The organism is Deltaproteobacteria bacterium, assembly GCA_026129095.1.
In the GTDB taxonomy this organism is placed as follows: Bacteria; JAGRBM01; JAGRBM01; order JAGRBM01; family JAHCIT01; genus JAHCIT01.
Genome location: JAHCIT010000003.1, coordinates 346,818 through 364,941 on the forward strand (window position 1 = coordinate 346,818; position 18,124 = coordinate 364,941).

Sequence of the window (18,124 nt, forward strand, 5' to 3'; positions counted from 1 at the left end):
CCCTGGCCGCCCCGGCACCGCCGGAGCCCGCGCATCCTAACGTAAAAGCCCGGCCGCCGCCCGTTTGGGGATCAAGAACCGGGCAGGCCGTATCCCGAAACCTTGCCCACCCGCCTTTTTTCGCGTATGGACAAGCGCGAGCAAGGCTCACGGCTTATCAAGCCTGTCCTTGCATTGCCCAGAATAAAGAGGAGTTTTTCCATGTTGAAGTCCAGCATCAGTTTCCTGGGTGCGGCGCTCGTCGCCGTCACCATCACCGCCTGCGGAAGCAGCGGCGGCCGCAACGGCTTTCCCCAAGGCCTCTACATCGCCGACGGCAAGGAAGGCGAGATCGGCCGCCTGTACCTGGTTGATGAAACCACCGGCGACGTCCTAGAAACGATCGGCGATCTGCCCGCCTGCATTACTGCCCTGGCGCTGTCTCCGGACGGCTCCATTTACGGAACTACCTGCGGTGCGGCACCCAATAGCCATCTGAACCTGCTCTACCGGCTGACCTACTTAGGCGAAGACGATTCGGTTGACGTCAAGAAGGTCGGCGCCATTGATTTCGGCGACGAGGATGAGGCAGACGCCATCTCCGGTCTCGCCTTCATCGGTGACGTCCTGTACGGCTGGGAAGGCGGCACCAGCGCACCAAGGTTGTTCACCATCGACACGGACACCGCCGAAGCGGAGCTGGTCGGATCGGATAGCGATATCGACAGCTACTATGGCAACTCCCTTGCCGCCGACAGCGACGGAACCCTTTTCGCATTCGAATACATTGGGACGGAAAAGTACATGATTCTGGACCCGGATGACGGTTCCGTGCTCGAGGAACTGGGTGAGGTCGATTACGGTACCGACGGCGCCTATGGCGTCGGCGACATGACCTTCATCGGCGACCAGCTTTACGGCATCGAGGTGGACGATAGCGGCGTCGATGACGACGACTACCCGTCGGGGCTGGTGCGGATCAATCCGGAGACAGGAAAGAACACCCTGATCACCGAACTCCCCAGTTCAATCAGCGCGCTCGTCTACGTGCCCTGATCCGCCGCCTTTTGTCCCTTGAAACAACGGCAGGCCCTCCGGAAACCGGGGGGCCTGCTTCTTTTGGCTGTTCCTTTGGCCAGCCGCCGGAGCTATGACACTGTTTCAAGGAGACTGGTGAACCTGATGAACCCGTTACCCCCGCACGCCCGCGCCCTCCTGCTGCTTGCCGCCCTTACCCTTCTGCCGCTCCAGTCCTGCAAAAAGAAGGAACCGGAGCGCACGCCCGAACAGGCCGCCGCCATCGAGGCCCGCAAGCAACGGGCCGCGGAGCTCCGCGAATGGCAGAAAAAGGCCCGCGAGCGCCGCGAGGCCAACAAGGACAAGCCGCCCGTCCCCAGCCGCTGCACCGGCCGTATCTCGAAGGAGTTGCGTCTCGTCAGGGGCGAAATGGTCATCTGGACGAAGCCCAACACCGAGGTGGTCCGGCTTCCCGGCTCGGTCACGCCCGAAAAGCGCGGCAAGCCGCTGGAACTCCGAACCTGGATTGCGATGGAGAATCTCATCCCCACCGGGGAGAAACCCGCCGCCGTCGAGATGGTCCCCTGCCGGGGCGAGCCGTTCCGGATCGCCGCCGCCGACCTCGCCGCCTCGCCCGGCCGGTTCCGCCTCTCGGTGAACCGGCGCGGCATGATCAAGCTGATGGACATGGCTGCCGTCCAGGGCGGCGCCACCGGCGAGCCGGATACCGGTGAAACAGACGACGACGCCGAAGGCGACGGGACCGGTCCGGCCGGTGAAGGCGCGCAAAGCGGGGCTGACAGCGAACCCGAAACTCCCGCCCCCCGCTCCAAGCGGCGCGATGTCGGGCGGAACTTCCACGAACTGAGGCTCGTCGTCGAGTAGAGCCCCGCCGGTTTCTATTTTGGCAGCAGTTCGAAGTAGGGCCTGAACAGGCCGAAGAACCCCCGCTTGCAGGCGATCATGTCCTGCGGGGCGCGCCCGGCGTTCATGAGGGTGCGGAAATCCAGTTCCGTGCCGTCCAGGTTGTAGAGCGTTCCGCCCACGGCGTAGACAAGCGCCATCGGGGCAGCGAGATCCCACACGCGGCAGCGCGGCACGTGGCTCGCCACGAATCCTCCGGCGGCGAGGTAGCCGAGTTGCGAGGCCACCGACCCCAGCGCCCGCACCTTGCCGGGGAACGTGATCCGGAACTTCCGGTGCGAGCCCGACTGCACGGCGATCTGCGTGTTCTTCCCGATCACCGGATCGCGCAGGCCGGTGAGTGCGGCGCCGTTCAGCCGCGGCGTGCCGCCCGGAGCGAGCAGGAACAGGTCGCCCGATCTGGGCACGTTCATCACTCCGCCCACCGGCTGTCCCTGGTGCAGCAGCCCCGCGCAGATCGCCCAGGACGACAGCGCCGCCGTGAAGGCTGCCGTCCCGTCGATCGGATCAATGGCCCAGCAGAGGTCCGCGCCCGATGGCGCGGGGCCCGGCATCGGTCCCTCCTCCTCGGCGAGGAAGGCATGGCCGGGGAACGCCTCGTGGATGCGGCTGACTACAAGCTGCTGGACGCGGCGGTCGGCCTCGGTAACGAGCGATTCGTCGTCCTTCACGTCGAAGCTGACCTTTGTGAAGAGCGAGAGCGCCAGTTCCCCCGCCTCGCGCCCCAGGTCATGCAGGAATGTCTCGGTGACGTTCTTCACGCGGCGTCCTCCCTGCCGGCCGCCTGCCTTCCGGCGCGGCGGGCCACACCCTCGAACGACCCCGACCGGAGCCTGCGCCAGTGGACGGTTTCCAGTTTCACGGCGCGCAGCGTATCGCGGAATTCGTCCTCGGAGAACATCATGTCGTACGGGTGGTCCGTCACTGCCCGCAGGACCGGCCCCAGCGGAAGCCGGGAGAAGAACTCGATGGGCGTGTCGGTGAAAATGAAATATCCGCCCGGCCTCAGGACACGGCTCACCTCGGCCAGGGCCGTGCGCCAGTTGGGAATGTGGTGGAACACCTGGAACTGGAACACCGTGTCGTATGTGCCGGGCGGCGCGGGTATGGCCGCCGCCGATCCGGTGCCCAGCACGACACGGCCGCCTTCCGCATCGAACTTCCGGCGGGCACGTTCAAGCTGCCGCTCGTCCAGATCGAAGGCATCCAGAACCGACGGGCGGACGGCCTTCAGGATCGGTCCGATGGCCGCTCCCTCCCCGCAACCGATCTCCAGCGCCCTTCCGTCCGGTGAAATGTCCCTCAATGGCGCGACCAGCCGGCGGACCGATCGCGCCCGCAGGCTGCGCCGCACCGGCGAGTTGACGAACCATCTTTCGACCGGGTTCAGTTCCATGGCTGAAATTTGCGGTTTCCCCGCCGTCCGGCTGTGTTATCTTCCTGTCCGGCGGCGGTGACTTCACTCACCTTGATTGTGTAGACTTGGGCAAAGCAAGGGCTTCTCATTGAGCGTCACGGCCGGGGCGGGGGATACGGGTTACGGCTGCCGGGACGGAACGAGGGGGATATGACGGTAGCGGCTGAAAGCGAACTGCCCGGAGCGGCCGTCTCCCGGCTGGCCAACCGGGTCCGCTTCCGGGTGCTGACGGCGAACTTCGCCGTTACGGTCATCGCCACGGCCTTCACGGGAATCCTCGTCCCCTTCATTGTCCAGATCCGCCTGAAGGATCTCGCCTCGCTGGCCCCGTTCGTCATGGCCATTATCGCCATTGCCGGCGTCACCCAGATCTTCCTGAACGAGCGCGACTTCCAGAAGATCGTCCTCTACTCCAACCCCGACCGCCCCGAGGCCCGCGAGCTGGAGCCGATCCACTGGGTCGTGATCCGGATGCTGCTGGTGCTGTCGCTGATCGCAATGGTGTTCATCCCGGCAGTGCTGTGGGCATACAACGTCACCGTCGCCGACATGATCCGCATCGGCATGACCGGGATCGTGAACCTCCTCATCGCCGACGTGGTGGTGGTCATCATCCTCGCCATCGGGCTCATCCTGCATGCCCGTCTCCGGAAAGACGTGGAAGCCAAGGCCCCTGAGGCGCACAAGCACGTCCACCCCATCGAGGTAAAGGCGCTGGCCGACAACTTCGCCATGCGGGCCGCCCTCGTCTCGACCGGCCTGTGGGGGTTCGGCGCCGTCTCCGGGGCGCTCGTCGCCCTGCTCATCCTCCACTGGGGCGACTTCTTCGCCCTGTTCATCCTGACGGTGACGGCCGGGATCGGGATTGCCGTCTTTCCGTTCCAGTATTTCGTGTTCCGGTGGCTGTTCGGCCCCCTGCGCCGCGAGGTGATCAAGTCCCTCAGCCGCAGCTACGAGGTGGCGAGCCTCCACGAGGCATCCCATCTGATGCAGGGCGACGTGCTTGAAAAGGGCCGCATCCTCGTCGTGGTCCGCCTGCTGGCCGGCGTGTTCACCGCGGCAGCCCTGTTCATCTTTGGCGATGCCATCCCCACCTACATGTTCTGGACCGGCATCGGCTACGCCGCCGCCATCACCGTCTGTCTTGCCCTCACCTTCACCGACGAGCGCGGCGAGCAGCTCTCCGAGGGCCTCCGGCTGCTGGCCGACGGCGTGGCCCTGATCCTGCTGATCCAGTTCGCCGGTTCCATGACGACGCCCGCGCCCGGCATCTTCTTCGTCATCATCTTCTCTGTCTGCCTCCACAAGAGCTACGAGGCGGCCATGGTCGTGACGATCTTCTTCTCGGCCATGTACGGAAGCATCCTGGTCCTCGAATACCTGGGAATTATCCCCTACGCACCGTTCATGCCGGACAACCTCCTGCTCGACACCATCCTCAGCAAGGGGCTGTGGGCCAACTACGGACGGCCGGTGCTGTTCGCCATGAACTTCACCATCGTCGCCGGGGGCATGCTGCTGTCCGGTTTCATCGGCCGCCACTACCGCCGCCGGTTCCAGCTTGACCGCGACGAGCAGGAAGACCTCCTGGACAAGTGGGGATAAGCGCCCCCATGCCCCGCGCCGCTTCCACCCGGACAACGCCCGCCGGTTCCCGGCGCGGACGCCGCCGCAAGCCCGGCACCCGACCGCAGCCCGACCGCGCCGGCACGAGCGCCGAGTCGCTCGCGCTGCTCAAGCGCCAGACCACCGCCTTCGTCCGGCAGTTCCGCACACTCAGCCCCGAGGTGTTCCGGGCGCTGATTCTCCCCGGCGAGGAGATCACGCCCCGCCCTGCCTCCGGTTTCAGCCGCGACCGGTCGTTCGACTACGTGGTCCGCATGTCGGAAAGCATGGGGGTGAACCAGAGCTACGGCCGCATCCTGCGCGGCGCGGCGGCCGAGTTCGGCGAGAAGGGCTACGACGCGACCAGCATTGACGGCATCCTGGAGGCCTCTGATGTCGCCCGCCGCACCTTTTACCAGTTCTTCAGCGACAAGGGGGACGTGCTGGACGACCTGTTCGATCTCGTCATGGAGGTCTGGGGCGAACTGTTCGCCGAAGCCGCCCGTTCGGAAGCCCCCCCGCAGGTGAAACTCAAGCGGGCCGTGCGTGTCTGCATCGGGGGATTCAGCTTCGCGGGCCGCCTGATCCGGGTGCTGCTCACCGAGGCCCTCCGGCCGGGCTCGCCGCTCGAAGGCCGCTACCGGAAGATACTCGACGGCCTCACCGCCACGATCCAGCCGGCCTACGAGGCCGCCGTCGGCCGTGAGGTGGACCCGAAATACATCCGCGCCCAGCTCGTCGCCGTCTTCGCCATCGCCCTCGACCTGAACCTGTCGCCCGCCAGCACCCGCGCCGAGCTGGAGGAGGCCCAGCGGCTCATGATCCGCATGATCGCCGCGCTGGGGAGGTAGGAAACCGTGGACAATCCGATTAATCTTGGCTTCTTCGTCTTGATGCTCGTGCCAGGATACATTTTTGCACAATCGAAGGATATCCATCTGCTTCGAGAGAATGTCCCCCAATTCGAAAAGACATTCGAAATAATCTTGTACAGTGCAATGATATGGGCACTTGCAATCATGATCCCGTATTTCCCATTCAGAGAGAACGTAGTTTCTAGTGTCACCAATGCGACGAAAAACGGAACGGTCGACTGGACTGAGGTAATCAATGATTCCACAAGCTATTTTTATCTCGTCATTCTAGTTGCCACATTTTTGCTTGGAAATGTATGGGGCTATTTGCGAAAAAAACCATTAATAGACTCTCTTATCAAGTATTTTACTGGCCGCGATTGGTATCCTTCAGTCGCGTTTCGATTTTTCCAGGAAAACATCAATCGCGGCGTAATCGTCAGCATGGATGGTTTCAAATACTTTGGCGTACTGTTTAGTGCCCCCGACACAAAGGATGATTCTTTCATTTTACTTAAGGACGTTTACGTAGTACTGATATCTCAACCCAATCAGCCCCCTCAGAAACTGACGTTTGTGGATTCTGTTCTAATTAGAATTACCGATATAAATGAAATCCAGTCTGTAGTTCCTAAGGCCGTAATTCCCCCTCTGCCCAAATCTTTCTGGAAAATTTTAAAGGAATTCTTCAGCAGTTTTTGCAATGAGCAGCATCATCGGTAACAATTATCCTCACGAATGGAGATTATTATGCCTGGCAAACGTCTGGACGAATCATTCTCGGCTGAAACACTGCAAAAGTCACTTACGGGGCAGCCCGGTGCAAAAATCGATTCAGAATTTATTCAGTCTGTGGCTGTAGACCCAAATGCGGGCGGACAATTGGTACCTAAGCCGCCGCCCTCGCCGCCTTCCAGCACCAATGGCTCCACTTCAGGGGATGGCAATTAGCCCTACCCCGCCTCGTACGTCTTGACCGGATGGTGGATGCCCTTGACGGTGATTTCACCTTGGGGCTGACACTCAATCTCGTCCTTCACCAGCGCCCAGGTGGAGTGGCTCATCAGGATCCTGCCGGGAGTGCAGCTGGACTCAAGGCGGGCGGCGAGGTTCACCTGCCTGCCGATCGCCGTGTAGTCCATGCGCCCCTCGGAGCCGAAGTTCCCCACGGTGGCGACACCGGTATTGATGCCGATCCGGATCTGGAACGGGTTTTCGATCCCCTCGTCCGACCACTTGCGGGCCAGTTCCCCCATGCGGGCCTGCATCTCCAGCGCCATGCGGACGCACCGGAGCGCATGGTCGCGGTCGTCGGTGGCCGCCGGCGCGCCGAAGAAGATCATGATCGCATCGCCCACGAACTTGTCCAGCGTCGCGCCGTACCGCTCGGCGATGGCCGACATTTCGTAAAGGTATTCGTTCAGCACGCGGGAGAGGTCCTCGGCCTCCAGCTCGTCGCTGGCGTCGGTGAACCCCTTGATGTCAGAGAAGAACAGCGTGAGCTTGCGCCGCTCCCACTTGCCTTCGTGCTCAAGGTCGCCGGAGAAGATCCGCTCAGCAAGCTGCCTGGGCACGTAGCGGCGGATGAGATGGGCCGCCTCCTCCATCCGGGTGTTGGAGGCGCGGAGCAGGACGTGGGCCTCGGCCAGTTCCTCCTCGCGGCTCCGCCAGTGGTGGAAGAAGTAGCCGAACAGGACCATCGTGAGCAGCGTCATGAATATCGAGAGCGGCCAGCTCACCAGCAGCCAGTTCAGCAGGAGCTTGCCGTCGCGGACCGCCACCACGTTGAAGAACGGCGCGTAAGGAATCATCCCGTTCCACGCGGCGGTTTCCAGGAGAATCCCGATCCCCACGAACGTGCTCATGCCGAGCAGTGTCGGGAACCAGCCCAGCACAAGCACACCACCGATGGCCCCCGTCACCGACACGAAACCGAGCATGAGGCTCGTCGTGGGACCGAAGGCGTAGCAATGGACGGCGAACGTGAACCCCCACACCTGGCAAACCAGATGCGCCCAGAGGCGGCTTTCGGGAAACCGGTTCCGCAAGGCAAAGCTGGCCACGGCCAGCAGGCCCCATATCCCCACGAACAGCCCTGTCCAGAACCGGGCGGTCTGGATCACAGCCTGATCGGCTTCGGACAGCTCCATCACCCGGAGGCCGGGTATGGCATTGAGCAGGATGAACCGGCCGAATGCCCACCAGCCGGTCAGGATCAAGGCCACCGGCCAGCACCGGTCGGCCTGGCTCCAGTCGAGCGGTATACCGATCCGGTCCACCAGACGGCCCAAATGGCCGGGCCCGTTCTTTGAGGCTTCGGACATGCTTCCCCTTCGTGCGGCAGGGGAAGGATATCCGGCCGCCGGTCCGGAAGGAACCGGCAGGCTTGGACTCCCGCCTTGGGGAACGGCCATCCTTGTCATTACATCCATGACCCGCACCGCCCCTGAAACGCCGGACCCGTCGCCGGTCCGCTTTGCGTGGATCGACAGCCGCACGTCCGATCTCGTCTGGTATATCGGCTCGGCCGCCGCCGGGTGGCTGTACGCGGCGCTCATCCTATGGCTCGGAAGCGGCCTCGAAAACCCGGAGACCGATCCCGTTTTCACATTCCGCGCAGGCGGACTGGATATCCCGGTCACGCTGACCGTGATCGTCCTGTGGAGCTGGGCGTTCGTGCTCGATGGGCCGCACCTGTGGGGGACGCTTGGCCGGACCGTGATGGACCCCACCGAGCGTGCAACCCGCGGCCCGGTACTGTGGAAGTCGTTCCTGTTCTTCCTCGCGGGACCGGTGACGATCCTGGGCCTGTGGCTCGCGGGGGCCGCCGCCGGAGCGCCCCGCCTCGCGCTCGCCGGAACGCCGGTCTTCTACTTCCTGTTCCGGTTGTGGGCCTACTACCATGTCGTGCGCCAGCACTGGGGGTTTTTCAGGCTCTACAAGCGGAAGGCCGGCGATTTCGACCCCGCCGGGGACCGGGCCGACGCCTGGTATTTCAACCTGGCGATGTATCTCCCCGTGGCGCTGTTCCTCACGGCGCCGTGGTACCCGCCGCCGACGGGCGGTTTCCCTGATCTCGGCCTGAACACGGCTTTCGTCGGGGGCCTTTCCGTCGCCCGGATCATCCGCCCGCTCTCATGGATTCTGCTCGCAGCCGGGACGGCCGCCTATGCCGGGTACCAGATCATGCGCTACCGGCGCAGCCAGACGGTCAATGGCCCCAAGCTGATGCTGCTTCTCGCCACCGTACCGCTGCACGCGGCCGCCCTCTCGCACCCGGTGCTCGCCCTGTTCACCATCCCGCTCGTCACCGCCGGGCACAACCTCCAGTATCACCGGATCGTCTGGAGCTATGCCCGGAAGAAATACCATTCGGCGGCAGGCGGCCCGCCGCCACGCGGGAAACGCCAGAGGCCGGAAAACCCGTACGGGCTCGCCCGGCGGATTTTCTCGCATCCGGCTGTCTATGCCCTGACCGGCCTTGTCTTCACGTTCGCGCTGTTCCGGGGGCCGTGGATCGACTTTCTCCAGTCGGACATCGGCGCCGGGCTCGACGGCGCGATGGACCGGCCGGGATATCCCGCCGTCGGCCAGGCCCTCTTCGCCTCGTTTCTCGTCGGCTGGTCGCTGCAGCACTACTACCTGGACGGCATCATCTGGCGCGTCGGCTCGGATGCCGGCGTGAGGAAGCACCTCGGCATCGAGGGCTAACGCACATCACCGCCGGATGTCCGGCGGCAAAAGCGAAACGGAGCGAAGCCCTAGGCGGCTTTCATCTCGCTCGTGCAGTGCGGGCAGCGGGTCGCCTTGATATGGATTTTCGAGAAGCAGTGCGGGCATTCCTTTTCCGTTGGAGCCGCCGGGGCCGCGGGAGCTTCCTTCCGTGCCAGTTCGGTTTTCACCCGGTTGAACTGCTTGATGATCATGAACATCACGAACGCCGTGATCGTGAAATCGATCACCGTGTTCATGAACAGGCCGTAGTTGATGGTCGCCGCACCCGCCGCCTTGGCGTCGGCCAGCGACTTGAAATCACCACCCGACAGGCTGATGAACAGGTCGCTGAAGTTGACCCGTCCGACCAGCGCGCCGACCGGTGGCATCAGCACGTCATTGACGGCGGAGGTCACGATCTTTCCGAACACGCCGCCGATAATCACACCGACGGCCAGATCGATCACGTTCCCCCGGATTGCAAAATCACGGAACTCTTTCGCTATCGACACGGAATGTCTCCTTGCACTGCTTATGGTGCGTTTTGAACTGGAAAAACCCCAGCTTGCTGGGCCGGGGTTTTCCGTACGGTATCAATCTATCAGTTCTGGGCGGGTTCGAGAACCAGAAACTCGACCCGGCGGTTCTGTGCCTGCTTGTCCGGGGTATCGTCGGGGGTAACAACCGGCCTTTCCTCCCCGTAACCAACCGGCGAAAGGCGGCCACCCGCCACACCCTTTTGCACGAGATACGCCTTGACCGAATCGGCACGGGCCGCGGAAAGCCGCTGGTTCGCGGCAGCGTCGCCGACCGTATCCGTATGGCCAGCCACCTCGACCTTCGTGATCTGCGGGTTGTCCACCAGTACCCGGGCGACATCGTTCAGAAGGTCATATGACTTCGCCAGGATGTCGGCCTTACTGGTTGCGAAGTAGACCGGCTGAAGGATCACGATCCGGTTGCCTTCCACCCGTGCCAGGGCCTTGCTGCTTGGCAACAGCGTGAAATCCGTCACTGTCTTTTTACCAGCAGCGACTTTCACGTCCTTCACTTGCGGCTCATGATCCTTGGCGGCCGCACGGACATGGTAGTTTCCCTCAGGCAGTTCCTCGCTGTAGGCAGCATCCCTGGCAGAAACATTCCTGACGGTTTTCCCGTTCTGCTCGAAGGCAAGGGAGGCCGAAAGCGGCGATCCATCAGCAGACGTCACCTTGCCCTCAGCCGAACCCTGCGTCTTGGCGGCAGCAGCCACCGGTGCCTTGACGGCAGGCTCGGACCTTGCCGTATCCTGGGCAGGAGCCTTCTCCGCCTGCCTTCTTCCCCAGCCACTGCCGCATTCATCCCAATACCTGCAGCGGCGCATCCCGCGCTCATTCAGGGTGCCGCGGTAGTTTTCGTATTTCCCCGCTCCAAGATCAGCACATCCCGCGGCAAATACCGACAAGACCAAAGTGAACAGAAGTTTTTTCAAGTTTGTCTCCATCGTTTAGTAGTTTTGTCAGCCAGTCCACATCCCCGGCCAAACGCCCGTAGCATCCCTCAGGGCAGACCAGCCCCGCCATGACCAATATCATTACACAACCGGTTTACTCAACCGTATGGCTCCCGTCCTTCAACTGCGCGTATACCATCCCCGCCAGTTCGCTAACCAGTTCCTCCCGGGAGACGTCCGCCGGGCGGTTCAGCGCGATCCGTATGACCGCCACGGCAGCCATGCTTAGCAGGAGGAAAAACCGTGCCCGGCGTCTGGATTCCGGCTGCCTCGCGTCTATCTCCCGCCAGCCGAGCTGGCTGACCGCCACCAGAATACGGGTTTCGATCTGCCGTGCGACGGCCGCCTGCTCGATCATGGGAACCCCGGTGAGGATTGCCCGTGCGTACACCCGGTTATGCTCGATAGCCGCCACCGCCGTCTCGACAAGTCCGTGGACGGTTTCCTCCAGGGAAGTCCTGGACAGGAGCGGAGCGCCGTGAAGGACGAAATAGCCGGTAGTCTCGGAAATCGCATGGTCTGTCATCGCCTCGATGACCGATTCCTTGTTGGGGAAATAGTGATAGAGCGAGCCGATGCTGATACCCGCCCGTTCAGCGATCCGGTTCGTCGTGGTCCGTTCATAGCCTTCGGCGAGCAGCACTTCGGCAGCCGCCTGGATTACCGCCCGGACAGTCTCCCGCGAGCGGTTCTGCACCGGCGCCCGGCGGGCAGGCGTCACGGCCGGCCTCCCGGCCCTTTTCCGGGTGCGTTTCCGGTTCATGCAGTCAGTCTATCCATATTCGAGCATTTGCTCAATTTTCAGGAGCCCATTTCCCTGAAATGGGCAAAAGGAGCCCTTCAAGGCATGAAAACGAATGCGAGTAGTTCCGGGCGAACGGCCGTATATCCTTATAAATAGCGAAGCGGAGGCTGTGCAGGAGCATTACAACCCCGGTCGAAGGAGCGTTCATGAGCGTTTACAGCAAGCCATCAAGAAAGGGCGGCCTGTTCAGTGATCTCGGCAAATACCGCGAGATGCTGTTCTCGCGCAGCAGCATGCTGCCAGACGGGATCATGGACCGGCTCCTGTCAGCGAAGAACCTGCTCGTCACCATCGACAACCCGTGGAACTCCGACATCGAGCAGGGGATCAATGCGCTCATCAATACCACCCTGTCCAGAAATCCCGTGAGCGACGCTGAGGTGGCCTCAAAGGCGCACCCCGCCCTGTGGTCAATGTACAAGGAGCGGTACGATCCGCCGGTCGATCTTGCCCGTCTGGAGAAGCTCCCCGACGGCACCCTGGGACGAACCTACGCCCGGTTCATGTCGGACAACGGCATCCAGCAGCTGCAAAGCATGGTAAAAATCCGGCAGCCCCGGAACTTCAGCGAATGGGTCATCCGGCGGGCCTACAAGCTGCACGATGTAATGCACGCCATACTGGGCTGCGACGCCGAGATCATGGGGGAAGTCAGGATCAATGCATGGTCGGCCGGTCAGGCGATGGCGGATGCTACGCTTCAGGGAAAAGGCCGCCAGGGAGCCGGCTCTCATGGGTTCATGGGTGTTGGCGTGCTTCTCATGCACGTCGCCTACAAGCGCGGGCAGGATTTCCCCGAGGCTCTCTCGCTTGCCGTCGAGTGGCTGGAGCGCGGCAGGAAGGATCCGTTCCACATACCGCTCAAGGTCGAGGAGCTGTGGGAAATGCCCCTTGGCGATGTGAGGGAGTTCTACCGGTCCGGGCGGTTTCTAGCAGCAGACTAAACCGGGCAAGCAAGCGGCCACAGACTCCTGCCAGCAATGGCTGCTACGCCGCGAGTTCCTCCTGGCCAGCCGCACTGCCAAGGGGGATATCCACCGTTACGGTTGTACCGCGCCCCTCCTCACTGTCGAGACCGATACTTCCTCCAGCCCGGTGCACAAGTTCGTTTACCACGTACAGACCCAGGCCGACATTCCCGCTAGCCCCCTCACCCGTAATGAATGGCTTGAAGATCTCTGCCTGGAGTGCCTTTGGAATGCCCCGGCCCGTATCTGAAATCTTCAGCCGGAGCGAATGGCCATGTAATGATGCCGCGAGCCTGGGTTCCTGTGCGCCGCCTGCTCCACGGGCATTATCCAGCAGGTTCCGGAGCATGGTGAGTGTCATCCGCTCATTGACGGGAGCCTGGTCCACGCCCGCCTCCGTATGAACAGCAATACCGGGATACTCGGACCGGATCGTGTCGAGGATAGTGGACAACGGCCGCGACGAGTCTTCAGGAGCCAGCAGGTCGGCCAAAAGATACAAACGGCTGGCAATATTCGCCGCCCTCGCCTGCCCTGACAGGCAACTATCAATGCTTTGCAGGACTTCCCGCTTCTGGGAAGCCGTGGCACCCGACTGCTCGACATCCTCCTTCAGCATCTGGAACAAGGCCCCGCTGGATGAAAGCGGGTTCCGGAGCTCATGGGCGGCACCCGTTACCAGCGAACCCATCGCTGCCAGCGACTCGGCACGCACCAACTGGTCCTTCTGTTCCCGAAGGAGTGCGTATGCCGCTTTCAACTGCTCCTCCCGCTTTCGCCACTGTTCGACCAGATATATCGCAAAGACGAACATACTGAGCTGGAACACCGTTACCCAACTTCCCGTGAACAACAGCCAGGAAGAGTGAAGCCTTCCGTCAATCACCAGATCGTCCCGCATTAGCGGAGCGTACGGGAACCACCCAAACTGCGAACCCGCAATGGAAATCGCCTGGAATGAGACGCCCGTAACAACCGCATAAACAACCGGACGGATTCCAAACAGCAGCCCGCCCAGGAGCACTCCTGATATTCCAAACAAGACCGCATAGGGAGTGGTGAACAGCCCGAAACCGTGTGCCGCCAGCATGGTATGAACGGTGCATAGCTGAATGACTGTATGCATCATCACTGTTTCGAGAGATTTCACCTTGCGCACCGCAAAACAGATCATCGCCAGAACTGCCCATCCGGCAATGAACCCCATCTCGATCTGGTCGGCGACATGTGCCGCAGCCGGTTCAAGATATGGTGCCCGCAAGGGATCAGCCAGCAACCATTTGAACATCAACCCGTGCGCACCCGAAAGACCGAGACAGATCACCGAAGCCAGCGCCGTCCGGTCCCCGAGGCTCCACTCCAGCAGGTTGCTGAACTTCTGGCTAACCCCATCAAGAAACGACTTCCCGCTGAAAGCGGCTTTCGAAACACCACTCATCACCCGTCACATCCCATGCGGTGCTCCATCTACGGGAAGCAGTATTGAAACCGAAGTGCCGCGGCCTGCCTGGCTTTGCAGATCGATGGTCCCCCCGGCCCGATGGACCAGTTCATGAACGATGTACAGTCCAAGCCCCAATCCGTGTCCCTCACCAGCCTTCTGTCCGGTAAAAAACGGCTTGAACACCTCGCTTTGCATCGCCTCCGGGATTCCTCTCCCCGAATCACTGACCCTGATATCCAGGAAGCGATCCGCCAGCGACGCCACAACCCTCGGCGGCGTGTCCCCACCTGCGGCAACTGCGTTCTTCAGAAGATTCCGGAGAACCGTTGCAACCAGCCGTTCATTGACTGGTACCGAAGCTGCCTGCGGCGATACCTGAAATACAGATTGCGGGTAGTCGCTCCGGATAAGGTTCATGACCGCATCCAGTGGATGGCTTTCACCCCCCGGAGCAAGCGCTTCTGCGATCGAGTTCAGCCTGCCAGCAATATCCGCTGCACGCTCATGCCCTTTCAGCGACATCTCGACAATCCGCAGCGCTTCCGATTTCTGGGATTCGGGAGCATCTGATGCGGCGATATCTGTCCGGAGCTTCTGGAAACTCGTCCGGGCGAAATCGAGCGGACGCTGCAACTCCCTGGCCGCTCCCGATACCAGTGAACCGACCGCCGCAAGCGATTCGGCCCTGACCAGCTGGGTTTTCTGCTCACGCAGCAGCACGTATGCAGCCTCAAGCCGTTCCTGCCGGCCTCTCCACTGGGACAGGATGTAGAGGCCGACCACCATCGTCGCAACCTGGCAAATCGTCACCCAGCTACCTGTCAGGACGAGCCAGGAAACCGGGAGGCGTTCATTAATGACCGGAGTTCCACGCAATAACGGAGCATAGGGGAACCAGCCGTTCTGGCTGCCGATGGTCGACAGGACCTGGATCGCGACCCCCGTCAGCACGCCATAACTCACTGGCCTGACGCCCATGAGGAGCACGCCCAGCAGCATTCCACACACACCGAAAAGAACCCCATAGGGCGCAGTGAACAGCCCGAAGGCATGTCCAACCAGCATGGTATGCACGGTGAAAAGCTGGGCCGTCAGGTATACCAGCGGCTGGCCAAGAATCCGGAGCCTGTCAGACCGCGCCGCCAGGCAAATGCCCAGGAATACGGCCCATATCACAACGAATGCGTTCTGGAGATTTCTCGCAAATAACGCCGCCTGAGGTTCCATGTACGGAGCCCGGGACGAATCCTCGACAAGCCAGTAAAAATATACCGCCCAGGAGAACGCAAGACCGAGACAGGTCCCGCAGGCAAGCGCCGCCTTGCCGGCAGGGCTCCACTCCAGCGGATTACCAATCCGCTGGATCAGGGAGTCAACTGCACCTGATGAAGCTGACGGCTTTTCGGGCATGCCAGACTGATAACCGGGAAAGCAGCCTCGCGCCAGCTAAACACGTAAAGGAACCGGTATGTCCACTGTGTTCCGGCAAGATTGTTTATAAAGAGGCGTGGACCCCAAGAAGAAAAACGCCAGAGCTTTCATAGCTCTGGCGTTTTTCTTGCCGTTACGAGCACTACTCGTCAGTTACAGCCCGGGCTCTCGGTGCTTGCATCTCCGATATTGCAGTCCACAAGCGACATGACGTAGTCCTGCGACTCACCGCCGGGTATCCCGTCGTAGTAGACCGTAATGTCCCAGCTCTCCGTGCCTTCATTATAGGACATGTCGGTGATTTCGAGCGTGACATCGCCGCTCTCGCCATCAAGGACCACATCGATACTGTCCTCACCCGTGAATTCGTAGGTTCCGTCGTAAGCGCCGCCCCGTTCCAAGTTGGTGCTGTCATAAAGTGAACCCGACACGATCACCTGGGCATCGCCATCACCATACAACGCGATCTTCAGGGCAATCGAACTGGTCCCGGCACTCTCCCAGTAGGATGTCCCGGTCGCAGCGGTAGCACCGGACAAAAAGACAGCGAGGGGATGGGGCTCATCCTCTACGGCCGCACGGTTGCTGCCGCAACCCATGATAGTCCCGACAGAAATGATCGCTACGAAAAGTGCAATGGAACGCTTCATTATATGGAATTCCCCTGTAGTTTGTGTTGTGCGGCTGGAACCTTGAGTTCAGACACATCCGCGAAGGGATCAGCCATAACCGAAGCCGTGAAAACCTGCAACCCGGCAGACCCTTTTAGTGGAAATCCCGCTGCGTGGGATATACAGCTCTCCCCACGGGCAGCCAGCGGCCATGCTGCCATGAGACCAGGAGCGAAATGAAACATCTGCTGCTCGGATTACTGGCGACAGCCCTTATCACTGGACTTCCCACCGGGTGCGGATCATCCGGCCATCCCGTGGACAACGCTACCGGCTTCGTGACCGGCATTATGGACGAACTGGCTACGCCGACACAGGCCGACTGGGGTTCGGATGGACGGCTCTACGTCGCGACCCTTGGCGGCACGATTTACGCCTACAGCTTCGATGACGATTACCGGATCACCGGCAAACAGGCCATTGCGACGCTGGCAGGGCTGGACGACCGGTATATCCTGGGGATTGCGGGAAACCCGTTCGATCCACCCGGTACGACGACCATCTATGTGTCCCACAGCCGTCTTTTTACCGGCGCACCATGCCCGGTGATCACCCACGAGTATGCCGGCCGGGTTTCGATGCTCACGGGACCGGACTTCGATACGCTCACGCCAGTCATCACCGGCCTGCCATCCTCACCCGGCGGACACGGAGTGAACAATCTCCTGTTCGACAACGACGGCGACCTGCTGATCGCCCAGGGCGGGCAAACGAATGCTGGAGTTCCCCATTGTGCCCAGGGCGGACTGCCTGAATCCCCCCTGTCGGGTGCTGTCCTGAAGGCACGGCTGTCCGATCCGGATTTCGACGGCGAAATTACCTACGTCGAGCGTGACGGTGGCACTCCCAACAACGACCAGGTTGATGGCGACATTGTCGAACTGGCCGAGCCCGCATACGTCGGGGTTTTCGCCGCCGGTCTTCGCAACCCGTTCGATCTCGTACTGACCACGGCGGGCCTGCTATACGCCACCGACAACGGTCCCAACGGCCCAAGCGGCGCCGAGGGGGATGTTTCCACGGGGCCCGGCACGTCCGCCCCTATCGGGGAGTCTGCCCCGGACGAACTGAACCTTCTGGAAGCCGGCCACTACTACGGCCACCCGAACCGTAATCGCGGCATCGATGACGATCGCCAGAATGTTTATTATGGACCGGATGCAGAAACGGGCGACTTCACACAGGCGATCGCCTGGTTCCCGTCCACCACCAACGGGCTCGACGAATACCGGGCACAGACCTTCGGCGGCGCCTTCCGGGGCAGTCTCATGCTGGTCCACTGGACGAAAGGACTTTACCGGGCACGGCTTTCCGCAAATGGCCGGTCAGTCGTGACGCATGAGCTGGTCAACAGCGAGATGCCCGGCATTGGCCTCGTGGCCGGACCGGGCGGTGTCCTGTTTTCAGCGGACTATCTGGGCGGCAAACTGCGGATGGCCGCTCCCCTGGCGGCGGATTCCGGCGGCCCCCAGGTCCACGATATCTTTCCCTGGCGGGCTCCTTCCACGGGAGGCTCGCGGTTTGTCATCAGCGGATCGGGATTTGGAACTGCCGCCAATACGGCAGTCACCATCGGTGGCGCAGCCGCTTCGATCACCAGGGTGAGCCCGACCCGTATCATCGGCACCATACCGGCGGAAACGGAGCCAACAGCGGATCTGGTGGACGTCGTGGTAATCGCCAATGGCGTCTCACGTACGCTGCCGGCGGCTTTTCGGTACCTGATACCGCCGGTTCCAGGGCCATAGGCAAGACGCAGATAAAAGGCACGCGAAAGCCAGGCGCCGGACTGCTTATCCGGGG

Annotated in this window: 17 protein-coding genes; 8 read left to right on the forward strand and 9 right to left on the reverse strand. The window is 61.8% G+C overall.

Features of this window, described 5'->3' with window-relative positions; translation table 11 throughout:
* The first annotated feature begins 201 nt into the window (after positions 1-201).
* Together KIT79_06490 and KIT79_06495 are read left to right on the forward strand one after the other, a co-directional pair.
* Positions 202-1,035, forward strand: coding sequence for a hypothetical protein (locus KIT79_06490; protein MCW5828947.1), 834 nt, complete (start codon positions 202-204; stop codon positions 1,033-1,035).
* 126 nt (positions 1,036-1,161) lie between these two features.
* Positions 1,162-1,881, forward strand: coding sequence for a hypothetical protein (locus KIT79_06495; protein MCW5828948.1), 720 nt, complete (start codon positions 1,162-1,164; stop codon positions 1,879-1,881).
* A gap of 14 nt (positions 1,882-1,895) precedes the next feature.
* On the opposite strand, the gene KIT79_06500 is transcribed toward KIT79_06495, so the two are convergent.
* Both KIT79_06500 and KIT79_06505 read right to left on the reverse strand, forming a co-directional pair.
* Entirely contained in the window at positions 1,896-2,681 is a 786-nt protein-coding gene (locus tag KIT79_06500; GenBank protein MCW5828949.1) for a hypothetical protein, read from the reverse strand.
* Positions 2,678-3,316 carry a class I SAM-dependent methyltransferase gene (locus tag KIT79_06505; GenBank protein MCW5828950.1) on the reverse strand — a complete coding sequence of 213 codons (639 nt, stop codon included), beginning with the start codon at positions 3,314-3,316 and terminating at the stop codon, positions 2,678-2,680. The genes KIT79_06500 and KIT79_06505 overlap by 4 nt, the downstream gene beginning before the upstream one ends.
* Before the next feature lie 171 nt (positions 3,317-3,487).
* On the opposite strand from KIT79_06505, the gene KIT79_06510 reads away from it, so the two are divergent.
* The 3 genes from KIT79_06510 to KIT79_06520 are packed head-to-tail and all read left to right on the forward strand — an operon-like array spanning position 3,488 to position 6,519.
* On the forward strand, positions 3,488-4,942 hold the full coding sequence (locus KIT79_06510; GenBank protein MCW5828951.1) for a hypothetical protein: 1,455 nt from the start codon (positions 3,488-3,490) through the stop codon (positions 4,940-4,942).
* Between the two features lie 8 nt (positions 4,943-4,950).
* Positions 4,951-5,793: a TetR/AcrR family transcriptional regulator gene (locus tag KIT79_06515; protein MCW5828952.1), complete on the forward strand. Its 843-nt coding sequence runs from the start codon at positions 4,951-4,953 to the stop codon at positions 5,791-5,793.
* Between the two features lie 6 nt (positions 5,794-5,799).
* Entirely contained in the window at positions 5,800-6,519 is a 720-nt protein-coding gene (locus tag KIT79_06520) for a hypothetical protein (protein ID MCW5828953.1), read from the forward strand.
* A gap of 230 nt (positions 6,520-6,749) precedes the next feature.
* On the opposite strand, the gene KIT79_06525 is transcribed toward KIT79_06520, so the two are convergent.
* Complete coding sequence (locus tag KIT79_06525; protein MCW5828954.1) at positions 6,750-8,120, reverse strand: adenylate/guanylate cyclase domain-containing protein; 1,371 nt, start codon at positions 8,118-8,120, stop codon at positions 6,750-6,752.
* Between KIT79_06525 and KIT79_06530 the strand changes: the two genes are divergently transcribed.
* The gene (locus KIT79_06530; GenBank protein MCW5828955.1) at positions 8,119-9,507 is read left to right on the forward strand and encodes a hypothetical protein; all 1,389 of its coding nucleotides are present in this window, start codon (positions 8,119-8,121) and stop codon (positions 9,505-9,507) included. The two genes, KIT79_06525 and KIT79_06530, sit on opposite strands and share 2 nt — an antisense overlap.
* 50 nt (positions 9,508-9,557) lie before the next feature.
* Here the strand turns inward: KIT79_06530 and mscL are convergent, their stop codons facing one another.
* The 3 genes from mscL to KIT79_06545 all read right to left on the reverse strand — a co-directional run bounded on the left by mscL (position 9,558) and on the right by KIT79_06545 (position 11,765).
* Positions 9,558-10,016: a large conductance mechanosensitive channel protein MscL gene (gene mscL / locus KIT79_06535; protein MCW5828956.1), complete on the reverse strand. Its 459-nt coding sequence runs from the start codon at positions 10,014-10,016 to the stop codon at positions 9,558-9,560.
* Between the two features lie 95 nt (positions 10,017-10,111).
* The gene (locus KIT79_06540; protein MCW5828957.1) at positions 10,112-10,981 is read right to left on the reverse strand and encodes an OmpA family protein; all 870 of its coding nucleotides are present in this window, start codon (positions 10,979-10,981) and stop codon (positions 10,112-10,114) included.
* A gap of 115 nt (positions 10,982-11,096) precedes the next feature.
* A complete protein-coding gene (locus KIT79_06545; GenBank protein MCW5828958.1) occupies positions 11,097-11,765 on the reverse strand; it encodes a TetR/AcrR family transcriptional regulator in 669 nt (222 codons plus the stop codon).
* Positions 11,766-11,953: 188 nt separating this feature from the next.
* Between KIT79_06545 and KIT79_06550 the strand changes: the two genes are divergently transcribed.
* Positions 11,954-12,751 (forward strand): hypothetical protein, encoded by a 798-nt coding sequence (locus tag KIT79_06550; GenBank protein ID MCW5828959.1) that lies wholly within the window; start codon positions 11,954-11,956, stop codon positions 12,749-12,751.
* Between the two features lie 43 nt (positions 12,752-12,794).
* Here KIT79_06550 and KIT79_06555 read toward each other — a convergent pair whose 3' ends face one another.
* The 3 genes from KIT79_06555 to KIT79_06565 all read right to left on the reverse strand — a co-directional run bounded on the left by KIT79_06555 (position 12,795) and on the right by KIT79_06565 (position 16,300).
* Positions 12,795-14,213: a HAMP domain-containing histidine kinase gene (locus tag KIT79_06555; protein MCW5828960.1), complete on the reverse strand. Its 1,419-nt coding sequence runs from the start codon at positions 14,211-14,213 to the stop codon at positions 12,795-12,797.
* Between the two features lie 6 nt (positions 14,214-14,219).
* Positions 14,220-15,629: a HAMP domain-containing histidine kinase gene (locus KIT79_06560; GenBank protein ID MCW5828961.1), complete on the reverse strand. Its 1,410-nt coding sequence runs from the start codon at positions 15,627-15,629 to the stop codon at positions 14,220-14,222.
* Between the two features lie 170 nt (positions 15,630-15,799).
* The gene (locus KIT79_06565; GenBank protein MCW5828962.1) at positions 15,800-16,300 is read right to left on the reverse strand and encodes a hypothetical protein; all 501 of its coding nucleotides are present in this window, start codon (positions 16,298-16,300) and stop codon (positions 15,800-15,802) included.
* Positions 16,301-16,497: 197 nt separating this feature from the next.
* On the opposite strand from KIT79_06565, the gene KIT79_06570 reads away from it, so the two are divergent.
* On the forward strand, positions 16,498-18,069 hold the full coding sequence (locus tag KIT79_06570) for a PQQ-dependent sugar dehydrogenase (GenBank protein MCW5828963.1): 1,572 nt from the start codon (positions 16,498-16,500) through the stop codon (positions 18,067-18,069).
* The last annotated feature ends 55 nt before the right edge of the window (positions 18,070-18,124 follow it).